Source organism: Lysobacter sp. A378, assembly GCF_054052125.1.
Genome location: NZ_JBSVRK010000002.1, coordinates 1,087,539 through 1,103,374, shown reverse-complemented (window position 1 = coordinate 1,103,374; position 15,836 = coordinate 1,087,539). Strand labels below are relative to the sequence as shown.

Annotated in this window: 7 protein-coding genes, 1 tRNA gene and 1 pseudogene; all 9 read left to right on the top strand. The window is 57.5% G+C overall.

What is annotated here, in order from left to right; genetic code table 11:
- The first annotated feature begins 30 nt into the window (after positions 1 to 30).
- The 9 genes and pseudogenes from ACW7G1_RS10865 (at position 31) to tviB (ending at position 15,825) form a co-directional block, all read left to right on the top strand.
- Positions 31 to 3,177, top strand: a complete 3,147-nt coding sequence (locus ACW7G1_RS10865) for a site-specific DNA-methyltransferase (RefSeq protein ID WP_456979726.1) — start codon at positions 31 to 33, stop codon at positions 3,175 to 3,177.
- 6 nt (positions 3,178 to 3,183) lie between these two features.
- Positions 3,184 to 6,264: a DEAD/DEAH box helicase family protein gene (locus tag ACW7G1_RS10860; protein WP_456979725.1), complete on the top strand. Its 3,081-nt coding sequence runs from the start codon at positions 3,184 to 3,186 to the stop codon at positions 6,262 to 6,264.
- A 958-nt stretch (positions 6,265 to 7,222) separates the two neighbouring features.
- Positions 7,223 to 8,251, top strand: coding sequence for a hypothetical protein (locus ACW7G1_RS10855; RefSeq protein WP_456979724.1), 1,029 nt, complete (start codon positions 7,223 to 7,225; stop codon positions 8,249 to 8,251).
- An 851-nt stretch (positions 8,252 to 9,102) separates the two neighbouring features.
- A complete protein-coding gene (locus ACW7G1_RS10850; RefSeq protein ID WP_456979723.1) occupies positions 9,103 to 9,264 on the top strand; it encodes a hypothetical protein in 162 nt (53 codons plus the stop codon).
- 110 nt (positions 9,265 to 9,374) lie between these two features.
- Positions 9,375 to 11,069: an AAA family ATPase gene (locus ACW7G1_RS10845; RefSeq protein ID WP_456979722.1), complete on the top strand. Its 1,695-nt coding sequence runs from the start codon at positions 9,375 to 9,377 to the stop codon at positions 11,067 to 11,069.
- Between the two features lie 883 nt (positions 11,070 to 11,952).
- Positions 11,953 to 13,662 carry a hypothetical protein gene (locus ACW7G1_RS10840; RefSeq protein WP_456979721.1) on the top strand — a complete coding sequence of 570 codons (1,710 nt, stop codon included), beginning with the start codon at positions 11,953 to 11,955 and terminating at the stop codon, positions 13,660 to 13,662.
- Between the two features lie 229 nt (positions 13,663 to 13,891).
- A pseudogene (gene ispH, locus ACW7G1_RS10835) lies at positions 13,892 to 14,134 on the top strand (4-hydroxy-3-methylbut-2-enyl diphosphate reductase); the annotation flags it as partial.
- 36 nt (positions 14,135 to 14,170) lie between these two features.
- Positions 14,171 to 14,246: transfer RNA gene (locus ACW7G1_RS10830), tRNA-Thr, on the top strand.
- A gap of 292 nt (positions 14,247 to 14,538) precedes the next feature.
- Positions 14,539 to 15,825 (top strand): Vi polysaccharide biosynthesis UDP-N-acetylglucosamine C-6 dehydrogenase TviB, encoded by a 1,287-nt coding sequence (gene tviB, locus ACW7G1_RS10825; RefSeq protein ID WP_456979720.1) that lies wholly within the window; start codon positions 14,539 to 14,541, stop codon positions 15,823 to 15,825.
- The last annotated feature ends 11 nt before the right edge of the window (positions 15,826 to 15,836 follow it).

Sequence of the window (15,836 nt, the reverse complement as noted above, 5' to 3'; positions counted from 1 at the left end):
TCATCGCCGCGCCTGCCACGAGACAACGCTATGGCTAAATCTACTGTTGCTGAAATTCGTTCTGCCATCCTGAACCTTTTGCCGAAGGATGGCACCGCCGTTGGCAACATGAGCATGCGGGGCCAGGTGACTGACAAGCTTGGAGCCAAGGTGTCCGAGGAAGACTACGCCGAAGCCCGCGATGCGCTGGTGGATGCCGGCAAACTCGTCAAAGGCAGGGGGCGTGGTGGTTCGGTGGCACTGGCGGTCGACCAGATCGAGCCGTTCTCGCTGTCGACGCTGGAGAAGCCGGTCGGCGCGGATGCACCGAAGCCAAAGCAGGCTTCTATTACTCTGGCGCAGGCCAGAAAGGCCAAGGCCGAGGTGAAGCCGAAGAAGGCTGACGATGGGGCGAAGGTCATCGCCTATCAGCACGATCAGAAGCGCAAGAACAACCCTGATGTTGGCATGGTGACACCGGACAATGACCCGGAGCTGCCGAAGGCGAAGTGGACCTACGACCCACACATCGACCCGGCGCTGCAGTTCGACATGGGCCGCGCGCAGATTGAAAAGCTGGTCGACGAGGCCCTAGCCAGCGGCGACGAGGCAGTGATGCGCGCGGCACTAGAGCAATTGAAGCGCCAGGCTGAGCCGTATCTCAACTGGACGGGTAAGTCGGAGCGGACGAGCTTCGAGGTCGACACTGTCAGTCTGCATGTGCATGAACGCATCGACCCTTCGACGATTCTTTCTGCCATCCAGAAACAGGTTAAGGGCGGCGACGGCGACGACCAGGGCGATATGTTTCAGGCATGGTTCGAGCGGCCACTGCCACTGCGCGAAGCGGTGGATTTCTACAAGCACGACCGGGGCTGGATGAACCGGCTGGTGGCAGGCGATTCTCTGCTGGTGATGAATAGTTTGCTGCAAAAAGAAAGCATGGCCGGGCAGGTGCAGATGATCTACATCGACCCTCCTTACGGCATCAAATACGGCAGCAACTTTCAGCCGTTCGTTAACAGCCGGGATGTGAAGGATCGCAAGGACGAGGACCTGACCCAAGAACCGGAGATGATCAAGGCGTTCCGGGATACATGGGAGCTGGGTATCCACTCATACTTGACGTACCTGCGGGATCGGTTGTTGCTGGCAAAGGAACTATTGCACGAGTCTGGAAGCGTATTTGTTCAAATATCGGATGAGAACGTTCATTTTATTCGCAATCTCTGCGATGAGATATTTTCGAACGAAAATTTTGTTTGTGAGATTCTGGTCCAAAAAACGGGGAGCCAAGAAGGCGAGTTCATTGTTCCAAACACCGATATACTTGTCTGGTATTGCAGAAGCAAGAAGGCAGCCGCGAAAATGTATCGCCAGCTTTACTCGCCGCGACGGGTTGATGATGATAGTTTTTCGGCTGACCCGTTGACTTCAGACGGCTTCCGCGCAACGACCACTACTGAATTTGTGTTTCGAGGACTGACTTTCCACCCGGGGGATAACAACCACTGGAAAGTAACGACCAAAGGCCTTGAGCGTGTTGCGGCTGCGGGTCGCCTTGCCGCTCAGAAAAAGCAAATCCGAATCAAGCGTTATCAATCCGATTTTCCAGGCAAGGCAGTCGGTCAGATTTGGAATGATGTGGGTGGTGCCAGAGATAAGAGCTACGTGGTGCAAACAGCGACTAAAGTGATAGAGCGCTGCCTTCTAATGACGACTGCCCCCGGCGACCTCGTTCTCGACCCCACCTGTGGCTCTGGCACGACAGCCTTCGTCGCCGAGAAATGGGGCCGCCGCTGGGTCACCTGCGATACCTCGCGTGTAGCCGTCACACTCGCCAAGCAACGCTTGATGACCGCCAGCTACGACTACTACGAGCTCAGGTACCCCCATGAAGGCCTGAAGGGTGGCTTCATCTACAAGACCGTTCCCCACGTCACCCTAAAATCCATCGCCAACAATCCTGATATTGACGACATCTGGGACAAGCTACACCCGGCTATAGAACAGGCATTGACTAAGCTTAACGCCGCTCTAGAAGCCGAAGGCACACCGTTTAAGGTGACCGAAGGGGATCGCAAAGGGAAGATCATCGACTTTGCCATCGGTGCGGCACTGCGTGAATGGGAAGTCCCCTTCGACTTTCCGGACGATTGGAAGCCTGGCGGGCGCGGAGCTTTCGACGCCTTCCACGCCGCCCGCCAGGCAATGCAGGCGAAGATGGACGACTCCATTGCTGCCCACGCAGGCCAGGAAATCCTTTACGACCAACCTGCAATCTCGAAGGACAAGCTACGCATTACCGGTCCCTTCACCGTCGAAGCGGTCCCCTTCCCTAGTGTGCTGTCGCTGGACGAAACCCAACCGGCACAAGACGCCGACGCCGCTATCGCTCGCAGCGGCGAATCGCAACGTCAGCATGGCTGGCGGGATGAGCTACTGAAGACTGGCATCCGCGGCAAGGGCGGCCAGATGTTCAAGTTTGCCGAACTGGAAACCCTACCCAGCGGCGACGGGTTCCGTCACCTGCACTGCACCGGACACCTGGCCACCGGCGAGCGCGTCGTCGTCAGCTTCGGCCCCGAACACGCCGCCCTGGAGCAGCGTCAGGTGGCGCTGGGGCTCAACGAGGCGGAGAAACTGCGCCCCGCTCCCAAGTTCATCGTGTTCTGTGCTTTCACCTTCGACCCAGAAGCCGCGAAGGACATCGATGAAACCAAGTGGGCGGGCGTCAACCTGCTCAAGGCGCAGATGAACACTGATCTGCTGACCGAAGATCTAAAGAAGGCCCGTAGCAACAATCAGAGTTTCTGGCTGATGGGCCAGCCTGACGTGGATGTGAAGCAGTTGAAGGATGGGCGATATCAAGTCGAGGTCAACGGCTTCGATTACTTCGACACCACTACTGGAAAACTGGAATCCGGTGGCAAGAAGAAGATCGCCGCCTGGAGTTTGGATACCGATTACGACGAACGCAGCTTGTTCCCTCACCAGGTGTTCTTCCCCATGGCCGGCGCCAAGGACGGCTGGAACAAGCTAAAGAAGAACATTAAGGCCGAGCTGGACGAGGCCAAGCTTAAAAAGCTGCAGGACACCGTTTCGCTGCCGTTCGAAGCAGGTGAGAACCGCAAGGTGGCTGTGAAGATTGTTGACGATCGCGGCATTGAGTCGCTGAAAGTGATTGCGCTGGACTAAGCCACGATGACCGCACCCAAGTCGCTAATTGTTAACTCGCCGTTCGAAGTCCCACTCTGGCACTGGCAGGACGACCGTGGCAACTTGAAGCTGGCCGAGGGTCGCCGGCCCGCTGGCTACGAAATCTTCGACACCCGCAACAACACCCGACGCACCGAACCACTGGAGCAAGTTGAGCGCATCCGCGAACGTGTGGATGCATGGCGGCAAGCGAAGTATCCGGGCATCACCACTGTCACTCGACGCCTGTTGGAGCACTGGAACGATCCTAGTGCGCGTCAATACCCGTTCTACTTCTGCCAGATCGAGGCCATCGAAACTCTGATTTGGTGGGAGGAAGCGCCGGCCGGCTACAAGCAGGGTATCGCCATTCCCCGCGATGGCGGACCTTGGGAGCGGCTCTGCAGCAAGATGGCCACCGGCAGCGGAAAGACCACGGTGATGGCCATGCTGATCACCTGGCAGGTGCTGAACGCTCTGGCCTACCCGAAGCGCAACAAGGATTTCTCCCGCGTCATCTTCATCGTGGCCCCCGGGCTTACGGTGCGCGAACGTCTGCAAGTGCTCTACCCAGGACATCCGCAGAACTATTACGACGCATTTGGCCTTTGCCCGAACGAGGCCATGCGCAGCAAGCTCAACCAAACCGAGCTACTGGTCGAGAACTGGCACACTTTGATGCCGCTGAAGGAGCAGGCACGCTCGGTGGTGAAGAAGGGCGCCGAGAGCGACAAGGCTTTCGTAAAGCGCGTCCTTGGCAAGCTTGCTGGCTACAAGGACATCGTCGTTATCAACGACGAAGCACACCATGCCTACCGCATCGCCGCTGAAGACAAGCGAGATCGCGAGACCAAGCGCCGCGCCGAGGAAATGGGCTCGGACATGGACGAGGCCACGCGCTGGATCGAAGGCCTTGATCGGATCCACAAAGAGCAGCGTATTCAGCGCTGCTTCGATCTATCGGCCACGCCATTTGCACCCACCGGCCGCGCGAATACCGAATCCGGTCTGTTCGAGTGGATCGTCTCTGACTTTGGCCTCAACGATGCCATCGAGGCTGGCCTGGTTAAGACGCCGCGAGTGGTGGTGCGCGATGGCGTGGTGCCGGACACCAAAACCCTGAGGCCCAAGCTTTATCACCTCTATCGCGACCCCGAGGTGCAGGAGGACCTGAATCGGCGCGGCGCAGAGCCACATGAGCCGCTGCCGCAACTTGTGCAGCAGGCATATACCCTGCTCGGTGCCGACTGGCGCCAGGCTGCAGAAGCCTGGGCGAATGGAGGTCACACGTCTCCACCTGTTCTGCTTACCGTCTGCAATCGCACGGAAACCGCTGCACGTATAGAACGCTACTTCACCAGCGGCGACGTCCATTGGCCAGAACTGCGCGATGCTGACCGCACACTGCGGGTGGACTCGAAGGTGCTGGAGAAGGCGGAGATCGGGGAGAAGGCCAGCGTTGGCTCCTTAGCTAAAGCCAAGATGGCTGCCATTGTGGACGCTCTTTGCAAGACCGATACGCAGAAGACCAAGTACAAAGACGCAAAGAAAGCTGCTGGGAAGCTCAGGTACCTGGTGGAATTATGTGGCCACCGTGCCAGCGAAGTTGCATCGGTTCGGCAATGGACGGATGCGAAAATCTCAGAGTGGCTGTTCAACCATGCCCCGCTGCCTAAGGCCCAGCGTGATTACTTCACCAGCGCCATGGATTACGAGTCCCGACTCAAGTCCATCGTCGAAGCTACGTCGCTCCCCAGAGACAAGAAGCAGGCTCTCCTTGAACTTGACAAGGAAGAACTGCTGCGCGAGATCGTCGACAACGTAGGCAAGCGCGGCACCGCTGGACAGAACCTGCAGAATGTCGTCTCGGTAGCCATGCTGTCAGAAGGCTGGGACGCCAAGAACGTTACTCACATCATGGGCTTGCGTGCTTTCACCAGTCAGTTGCTTTGCGAGCAGGTGATCGGTCGTGGCCTGCGCCGCGTCGGCTACGACACCGAGCCGGTCGTCGGCCCGGATGGTGTAGAGCGGCAACTGTTCAAGCCGGAATTCGTCAACGTCTTCGGCGTGCCGCTCTCCGTATTCCAGGACATCGGCGGCGGTGACCCACCGCCTCCTCCGAAATCCAGCACCCAGATCGAATCGCTGGAAGAACGTAACAGCCTGGAAATTCGTTGGCCCAACGTGCTGCGCGTCGACGCTATCGTGCGACACGGGCTGGCACTCGACTGGGCAAAAATGGAGCCGCTGAAACTTGACCCGGCAAAGACGCCGTTGGCCGCAGAACTGGCGCCGGCACTGGGAGGCGCTAATGCTTGGGATCAGATCACCGAGATCGACCTGGAGAAACTGCCGGACGAATTCCGTCTGCAGCGACTCGTATTTCAGGCTGCCCGCAAGGCTTACGATCATCTGCGCGACCAGTTCACCGGGACGCCAGAGTACCTAGCCTTTCAGCTGATTCGCCTGATCGAGAAGTTTCTCTCGTCGGACAGGTTGGACGTGCCGTCGCTGTTTCACCAGGAGCCGTTACGCAAGCGCATCCTCGTATCGCTGAATATGGACGTGGTTGTGCAGCACTTGCTGCGCTATCTCATTGAACAAAACCAGGAGCGTATTGAGCCGGTATTCGACGAAGAGTATCCGATCGGCTCAACCCGCTACATGCGCACTTGGTATACAACCCGGGCCTGTCAGGCTGCACAGAAGTCGCAGATCAGCCATATGGTCGCTGATGGTGCGTGGGAAGCCCATGCCGCCAATGTGCTGGAGACCAGCAAACTAGTGCAGTCCTACGCCAAGAACGACCACCTCGGCTTCCAGGTCTACTACATGTGGAACGGCGCCAAGCGTCGCTATATCCCTGACTTCCTGCTCCGCCTGTCCAACGGCAAGACCCTGGCACTAGAGATCAAAGGCGAGGACAGCGAACAGAACAAGGCCAAGCGTTCCGCACTGGACACCTGGGTTAAGGGTGTGAATCAGAAGGGGGGCTTCGGCGTCTGGTGCTGGGATGTCGCGTTTGAGCCTCACCAGATCCAGGACATCTTGGCGACCCATGCGGGCCCAACCCAGCCAATAACCTAGATTCGCGCTGTCCGTTCTATGGAGATTGCTAGCCACCTGGTTGACTTCGGCGGCACGCTAGAGGGACACCCACATGCCTCCTAGGACTTCGCTCTTTAATCCCGACGTGCTCTTGAAATGGCTGACGGTTACGCAAGTTGATTGATTTGGTCTTATAGAGCCGCTGTAGCGCGCGACGTACGCGACTGAACCATGCTTCTATAAGTTTTGTGTAGCGCGTTTTCTTTTGCGTTTTCCATGACGTTTCCATGACCTGCGCTCGGCCCCGGAGTTGTTGCGGACGGTTGTCGTCGCTCACAAACATGCGAGATGACCTGGTTCAGAGGGATGCACATTGGTGCATGCACTGCACCTGTCCAAGCACCTTACGCATGCAGCGGCCAGTAATGCGGCCGCCGCGCAGGCTTTGTACTTTAGGTCGTTGACGCTTGCGGGAGATTGCTCCCCATCCGGAGCGTGATCGAGCACCCCGATTATCTTGCCAATCAGGAACCCTCTAGATCGCATCCTGGAGCTCTTGGATTCTCGGCACGTAGGGAGGTCGTAGACGGTCCTGCTTGGCGTCTAGGCGGCTCTCCGTCGATGTCGTGAGCTTCCCGCGCGATCTCTTTACCTGCTTTCGGCTCTCCGTGTGCAGATACCATGGCGACCCGCGATTTATTCTCCTAGTAATTTCCTAAAATCCGGGACCTACTACCAAAGTGAGCGCTGCCGTGCGCGATTACCATCCGCTTGCGCACCAAGTCAAAGGATTTCTTTAGGCTATGCAAAATTTGCTGACTTCCGCGCAAAATTAAGATCGCCTAAATTTCTTACGTGCTTTTTCATTCGAAGTAGCTATAAATAGCTCCCCGTCGACGTACTTCCGTGTGCCGACGCAGCCCTTTCTCGTCAATCCACCAGTGAGGAAATCACTATGAGTAAACTTAGCAACCGAGGGAAGTGGTCCGGATCTAGTATGCAAGAGCGACACAAACTAGCTTCAGAACGCCGAGCAATCCGTAAAGAGCCTTCCGCAATCAAGCGCCGCACCCGCGAGCTGGCAATTGCTCGCAAGGTGGTTGACTCGAAGTCCCTGGAGCGCGAGCCGGAACTCACTCCGTCCGCATGGGTCGCCTATGGCTACCTGTCTGCGCTAGAGCGCACAGAGCTCTTCTGCGAGGCGTACCTCGACTGCTATCGGCGTTACTACGCGAGATACAAGGATATGAGCACGGCGGAAGAGCAACAGCCTATCGCCCGCGAGCTCTTCAATAATGAACCCAGCGAAATCAACAGCTTTTGGAACGCGCGGCAGACGGCTGATGATATCGGCATGCCCTACGACAAGTATCTCAACGAGGTCATGGAATGGGCGACCGCCCAGAAGAACCGGAAGAAGTTTCCACGGCCCAATCAGCTCTATTCCGCTTCCCAGGTCACAGGGGCCTCGGATGTCTGGAACGAATGGCACAACACCGTCGCGCTGTTCGAGGAGGGTTGGGATGATCGCTTCTTCAAACAAAGTGGGCGGTTAGACCCACCTCGTAAGCGAGCGCTAATGCAAGCATTCACCAGGATGAAAAAATCAACAAATCCGGAAATTGCTTTGGCGAACCTCTTAGGTCGCTCGGATGCGCTAAGCGAGGAACACGCGAGGCGTATCGCCATCACCGTGTTCCCCGACAAACCCAATTTGATGGAGGACGCGAAGCATTCTGTCGCACTACCGACAAAAATTCGTGTGGCAACCACCTTCGAGCCTTACTTACCGCCGTGTCTCGGCATGCGCGAGGACGTTAGTTCGGGCGCCTGCAGTCAATGCAATTTCATACTTCAGTGCCAGAAGGCGCGCTTCGTATCCAACAAGCTGCTGCTGACACAGACTGGGAGTTCAGACCCACGCAAGGACAAGAAGCGCGAACAGGATCGTATCCGGCAGCAGCGGAAACGTGAGAGGGATCGCGACGCACAGCGCGCGCCCGAGCCTGTAGTTGCCGCCAGTTGAAGTTGACTTGTCGATATACGATCTCCGGGGTGTGCGATCCGATAGCACTGATGATCTGTCACGCTTTCCAGTCACGCTCCCCTTATTATTCTTATTACCTATAAGCTAACAACAGTATTAATAGAAAGAAGAAGCGGGCGTGACATCCCCGGAGTGTGATCATCCCGATCAGGGCAATCCCGGAATGAGATGTGCCGGAATGCCAGTTACAGCCCGACTGGGTCACCATCCACTGGGAACCTTAATTCGAAGCCTGTGCAGGGGCGCTGTGGTCGCGCTGGAGCCGGTTCCCGCCCTCGTTTGGTCCCTGTCTACCGGGTTAACTTAAGATCGCTCCACAGCGCTTCTGAAGGCGTTCTAGCTCGACGCCAAAAAGAGCGAGCATCTGCTCGGAAAGCTGCAACTTGTCCGTATCAATAAGACAAATGATTCACAACAACGACATGGGTAGTTTCGCTTCGGGGCAAGCGAGTCACGAACTCCGGGCGGTCACGTTTCCCGTTCACCCTGCCAAACCATGCCTCAAGCAGTCTGCCGGTGGCACCGAGTCGGTTGCTATCAGCAGAGCCCTAAGCGCAGGACAGCGCCCAATCGCTTCCCCAAGGTGCTGGCAGTGCTCGTGACGAGGACCATCCGCAAAGGCGATCTCGCCATACTGAGGTTCAGCTCGCTTATCCAGCGGGCTCCAGCTGCATCCGGCTTAGAGGTCACCAATGAAGTTGCAGCACTTGCGACGGAGTCAGGTTGAACGGAATCGAACCATGGGCACCGGGAGTTCATCAAGTGAGGCTCGGACGGACATGCACACGCTAGTTCCTCACTTCAAACGGATTGCCACTTTGCCTGACTAGATGCTGGCGTTGATCGCTGCGTATCCCGACGACGAAGCGCTGCTGCGCGTCTACGCCAACTCGCAAGCCACCTCTGGTGACGCTGCTGACGAGCATATGAGACGGTTCCTATGGCGGGCGATCCAGTTCGTCCTGATCGACTATGGGTACGCGGTCAGGTGACCAAGCAATCAGCATGCCGCATCGTAGGGTGCTGCGAGTACCAGTCTTCGCTATGATCCGGCTACGGTCGCTGTCCTACGGTGGGGGGCGCTTATACTGGGGAAAGCGCGATGCTCGAAAGTGTGCGGGTTCAGCGGTTCAAGTCAATCACCGATGCGACCGTTCCACTCGGGAGAATCACTCTGCTGGTTGGCCCTAACAATGCGGGGAAAAGCAGCTTCCTGCATGCGATACAGTTTGCGGTGTCAGTGGCTCAAAGCTTGAGGTTGGACAACGTATCGTTGTGGAACGGGGAAGTCCTCTCCGGAAGCCTCTCCGCACAGCAGTTGGTGTACACGCCACTGCGCGACGTGCACGCGCTCGCAGCTGGGGGAAACTTGCGGCAGGACGCCAATCAAGCAATCGAGGTTACCCTCACTACGAGTGATCTGGGGTCGGCAACTATCCAGGTTCGTCGCGGCAAGAACAAGAACATTGCCGTGACAATTCAAGGGAGCGTCCTCGGTAAGCGGTTCGAAGTGATGGAAAGGCCATTCAGCGTTGTAGCTCCGGGTTTAGCGGGTATACCTGCCTTTGAGGAGTATCGATCGCCCGGAATTGTTCAGCGCGCTGCGGCGAAGGGCGATGCTAATGGCGTTTTTCGCAACGTTCTTTGGCTGCTGAAGCAACGTGCTGGAGATTGGCAAGAGTTTCAATCGAGACTGGAGACGATATTTGGTGGGCTAAATATCGACGTCGACTTCAACGCAGCCGTAGATGAAGTCATCTCCGCGCACGCGGTTAATGCCGACGGCAGCTTGCCTATCGATTCGTGCGGAACCGGGGTGCTGCAGGCGGTGCAGACGCTCTCCTATATCGGTGTCTACCAGCCCAAGGTACTCATTCTGGATGAGCCTGACTCTCACCTCCATCCCGACAACCAGCGACGACTAGCACGCCTGTTGGATGAAATAACTAAAACGATCGACCTTCAGGTAGTTATCTCAACCCACTCGCGTCATTTTTTAGATGAATTTTCGAAGTTGGGTGCCGCTACACACTGGCTCTCTGGAGGAACTGTGCACCCGGACAATAGTGATCGCGTTTCTGTGCTTCTCGGCCTCGGAGCGCTGGATGCTGGCGATCGGTTGCGAAATGGCGAAACGCCCGTAATTTTCTTGACCGAGGACTCCCGCACGGAAAATTTGAAGAGGGTTCTGCAGTCCTCCGGACTGGGCGACGATGTCTGCGATGTATGGTCGTACTCTGGGTGTACCAACCTACAATCAGCCAAAGTTCTGGGAAATTTCATCCGGGAACATGCTCCTGCAACCCGCGTAATTGTGCACCGCGATCGCGATTACATGTCGGACGACCTGGCTGTAAAATATCAGGAGGATCTGACGGAAGCGGGGCTGGAAAGTTTCCTGACGTTTGGAACAGACATCGAAAGCCATCTCCTTAGCGTGGATCACCTCTCCGCAATTGCACCGGGCGTAAACAGGGATGCACTTGAGCGCATGGTTGAAGAAGCAACTGCCGCATCACGCGAAAAATCTGTCGAGAGATGTATCAATCATTGGCTTTCGGACGCACAGCGCGCGAGAAACAAGGGCGGGCCTGAACCTAACGCCGGCAGGATATCCGCTGACGCAAACAGGGAATATGACGAAAACCCGATCCGTTACCGTTATGGAAAACGTGTTCTTGGCGTTGTGAAGTCGAAGTTACAAGAAGCGTTAGGTCGCAATGTGGAGCTAGCTCAAGTTTCCCCTGCGCTCTCGGTTCCTCAATTGCGCGCTATCGCCGATGGATTGGTGGCCTAGAGTCTTTTCCGAAATCGCCCTCCTCGCGGCACTGGTAGATGTCGGGGAATTCATATTCCAACTGAGGTGATTGATCATGTGGCAGCTGCTTCAGCTATCAAATTCGCGAGCGATACTCGTTGGTGCAGTGGTAGTCGACACGATCTGTCTTGGCACCCTGGCGCTACTGCTCATGGTTCCAAGTGTGGTCCTGGGCGAATCAGCCTCAACGACTGTGTTGATTTCGGTTGCAATCACGGCGCCCGTCCTCGCGCTTGGAATTGCAGCAATGGCGGGGATGGTGCCTAAGAGATTCGACGCAGAGGAACGCGCACGACGAGCGATCCTCGCCGGAACAGTCCTCCACATCGGCGTCCAAGCGAGCGCGGTGATCAGCATTTTGTGTCAGAAGGGCCCAGCTAGCCCGTCAGCCTATGTCCTGCACGAGCTGCTTTGGATGTTCCTATTGTTAGCGCCTATGGGCATCTTCGTTGCCATTTGGAGCTGGAGACGAGGTCATGCTCCTGCTGTTACTACTCAAGACGATCAATCTTCTGGTGCAATGCCGTAGGGGTGACTTGAGATTGAGCTAAGGCTTACCGGCCACTTACGGCGGAGCCACGCGAAGTTGAGCTTCGGTCAACTCCTTGTTCCACAAGGAGACAGCTGATCGCTTGTCTCGCCGCACGGCGCATTGCTTATGCGCCGCTCCCGGGCTCGGACAGATGCGGACGATGCTCATCCAACGTAATAAACGCAGCCTTTCGTGCACTCGTATGATCTACAATTTCCTCAGTCGCAATCTACGAGGCTAAGGAGTAGGAGTGACTTGCAAACGTGGAGAAGGGGCTAAAGAGCAACGGCGTCGCGCGTCAAGAATTGTCACGGCTTCGTTGAATCGGTGATGTATATGGGAGAAATCTGTGCTTGGGCTGTCTGTTTCGTTCCGCTTGCGGATACGGGGCAGAAGTTCTTTGGGTTCTCGGAGTACCTTGCTGCGCTGGCGCTGATGGTGCTGGCGTGGACAATAGCGGGCGTGCGTTATCGTTTTCGCATTAAAACAGCGCCGTTGCCATTGCTAGGGTTTACCTACTACGTCATAGGCGCTGTCGGCGTTCTTGCATTGCTAACCGATTGGTGGCGAGCGGAGGAGTGGCTTGTTCCCAAGGGGAATATGTTCACCCCGGCGGGGTGGCAGGCTGTTCTCGGAGGCGCGTTTTTGCTCACTTTCATGATATGGGCATGGTTCGCGTTCATTCGTCCGGCGGGGTTTAGTCGATGGAACGCCAGACGCTTCATTGAAACATTATACCGAGCCATTCTTAAGGGCTCCCCGGAGGAGCTTCCGGAAATCGCCGACGAGTTGACCCGTTCCGCTAAGTCCCTGATCCGGCATTCTTGGCAAAGTTGGGAGCTAAGAGCGTATCACGACCACCGAAAGGGGCGGAAGGAATCTGCGCAAGATCGCATCCTCAGAGTGCGCTGTTACGCCTACGACGTGTTGCTGATGATTGCAGATAGGAAGTTCTGTCGGCATGTAGTTCAATCTTCACCGATTATGGCGCTTGCCCTATTCGAGGAAATCGCGGCACAGGAGAAGTTCGATCTCCCCCTCGATACGTTTGCCAAGAACATCACCTCAGAAGCTATAGCTAATCGGGATTCGTTTGCTTATCACGAGGTTGAGGGGTACTACACGGGCTACGTTGGCTATCACAAGCCGCTAACTAAGGCGTTGTATGGAAACTACGCAGTTGTCGACTCGCTCGGCCGAGTGTTTGATGTCGATTATCGGGAGAGGGGCCGCTGGGATGCAGATCAATGGAAAACGTTCTGCCGCCTGGTCCTGGTTACCTTCAAGAGTTACATCGAGAGTGGTTCCGGGAATCAACATTCTTCCGTGCTCTCCGGAGTGGTTCGTGAAATTCAGAGCTCACTTGGTGGTCTATACAAGCTCAACGGAGCAAGTTCCGATTGGTGGACGGAAGATAGCATCCAGCAGCTAAACGGGACTGTGGATTTTGCTATCGAGGCGATAAAGATCCTCGACACCAGAAATGATGCTGTTTACACAACCCTTCGGCGTAGAAAGGGAGACCACCACCGAGACGTCTATGACCTTATTGCCGGGCTAGTGTTTGAAGTGGTCTTCGAGGCATCCTCGATCAAGGAGCCACAGGACTTGTGCTGGGCTGTGCAACACAACGCAGTATGGAGCAAGTTCTTTGAATCATTTTCTCCGGATGGGCCTGCCGCTAGGATTGTCAAGCACAAGGTGCGCCGGCTGATCTATGACGAGATCGCGAGGATGGGCGATTGGCCAAATTTCAAAGGGGCCAGGGTACTTAGCATGGCTTTGAATGTGCTGGGTTTAACTGATCATGGCAGTGATTTTGGGAAGCCAGCCAAAGCTCTGCGCAAAGCAGTTCTAAGGTGGACCAAGGAGCACTACGCGCAAATTGCAGCAGAGAGCCCGCGCGTCGCAGCATCCTGCCTTGTTGACGGCTTGACCTATGACGCCGAGGGGCCGCGGCTTATCAAGATAGGCATGCAAATACTGGATAGGGAGCCGTCGCGGCAGGTGTTGGAACTGAATCCGGCTCCCGTTACGTAAACAGTCATTGGGCATGCCCAAACGGCAACGGCGACTCCAGCCGCTAGCCCCGCGACAGCTTGATCCGGCGTGCTGCGAACGCGATCCGGCCGTGTGGTGCCACGGATGCGGACCGTCCGCACTTGTCGACTTCGACCCGCAGCGACCGGCTTACCAGGCACTTAGCACAGCAGGCGGGCTTGTCCTCGCGCGCTGTAGTCGCGGATCATCCGTATCGGCCCAACATGTGGCCGAGCGCGAGGGCGTCCAGTCCCACCTGATCGACGGCGCCGACGAGATCGACCCGGCCTGGCTGGTCGGTCGCCAGCAGATCGGCATCACCGCTGGCGCCTCCGCCCCGGAAATACTGGTGCAAGGCGTCATCGAGCGCCTGCGCCAGTTGGGTGCCGGCAACCTCAGCGCCTTGCGCGGCGAGCCGGAAAACATGGTCTTCGCCCTGCCCAAGGAGCTGCGGCTCAAACCTGTTGATTGACCCTGCAACCCCGGTAACACTACAATCCAGCCCCTTGCCGGAATAGCTCAGTTGGTAGAGCGGCGCATTCGTAATGCGTAGGTCGTAGGTTCGATTCCTATTTCCGGCACCATGTTGTTGCCGCGGCTTTTTCGGCCGTCGGTGAACGATCCGAAGGCTGCGGCCTTGCCGGATCCCAAGACCCGCTGCGGCGGGTCTTTTCGTCGAGGGCGTGCTTGGCGCCCACTGGAAAATGTCCCTGCCATCATCGGCCTGACGCCGAGCCGACAGTCGAATCAAGATGCGTTGCTTTCTTGGCGGTGCCAGGTTGGCCGGGGTCGGGACGATCATGCCGTTTGTGAAGTAACGCATAATCGATCGTGGCGCAGCCTGCGTCACGGCATGCGGCCGAACGGGGACAGACCATGCAGCACCGCTTCGCGCTGGACACAGCGAACATCGCCATCGTCGGCCTGGGCTACGTCGGCCTGCCGCTTGCGGTGGAGTTCGGCAAGCAGTACGACACGGTTGGGTTCGACACCAACGGGGCGCGGGTGGATGCGTTGGCTGCTGGTCACGACAGCACGCTGGAGGTGGAGCCGGAGCTGCTGGCATCGGCCACGCGGCTGGGCTTTACGTCGCAACTTGACGGTATTGCGCGCTGCAGCGTCTACATCGTCACCGTGCCGACCCCGATCGACGCGGCCAAGCGACCGGACCTGACGCCGCTGATCAAGGCCAGCGAGGCGATCGGCAGCGTGCTGCGCGACGGCGATACCGTCATTTACGAGTCCACCGTCTTCCCCGGCTGCACCGAGGAAGTCTGCGTGCCGATCCTGGAACGGGTGTCGGGGCTGAAGTTCAACCAGGGCTTCTACTGCGGCTACTCCCCCGAGCGTATCAACCCCGGCGACAAGGCCCACCGCGTCACCAACATCCTCAAGGTGACCTCCGGTTCCACGCCCGAAGTCGCCAGCTTCGTCGACAGCCTGTATGCCAGCATCATCACCGCCGGCACCCACAAGGCCAGCAGCATCAAGGTCGCCGAGGCCGCCAAGGTCATCGAGAACACCCAGCGCGACCTCAACATCGCGCTGGTCAACGATCTCGCGATCCTGTTCAACAAGCTCGGCATCGACACGCTGGAGGTGCTGGAGGCGGCCGGCACCAAGTGGAACTTCCTGCCGTTCCGGCCCGGCCTGGTCGGCGGCCACTGCATCAGCGTCGACCCGTATTACCTGACCCACAAGGCGCAGGAGGTCGGCCACCATCCGCAGGTGATCCTGGCCGGTCGCCGCACCAATGACGGCATGGGCGGCTACGTGGCCGACCAGGTGATCAAGTTGATGGTGCGCAAGGGCATCAACCCGGTGCGCGCGCGGGTGCTGGTGCTGGGGTTGGCGTTCAAGGAGAACTGCCCGGACCTGCGCAACACCCGGGTGGTCGACATCGTGGCGGCGCTGCAGGACTACAGCGCGCAGGTCGACGTGTTCGATCCGTGGGTGGATGCCGCCCAGGCGCAGCACGAATACGGCCTGACGCCGGTCGCCACCCCAGAGCAGGGTGCCTATGACGCGGTGGTGCTGGCGGTCGCCCATGATGAGTTCCGCGCGCTCGGAGCCGACGGCATCCGCGCACTCGGGAAACCCGGTTCCGTCGTCTACGACGTCAAATACGTGTTGCCGCGCGAATCGGTCGACGGCCGTCTTTAAGGACCCGCACC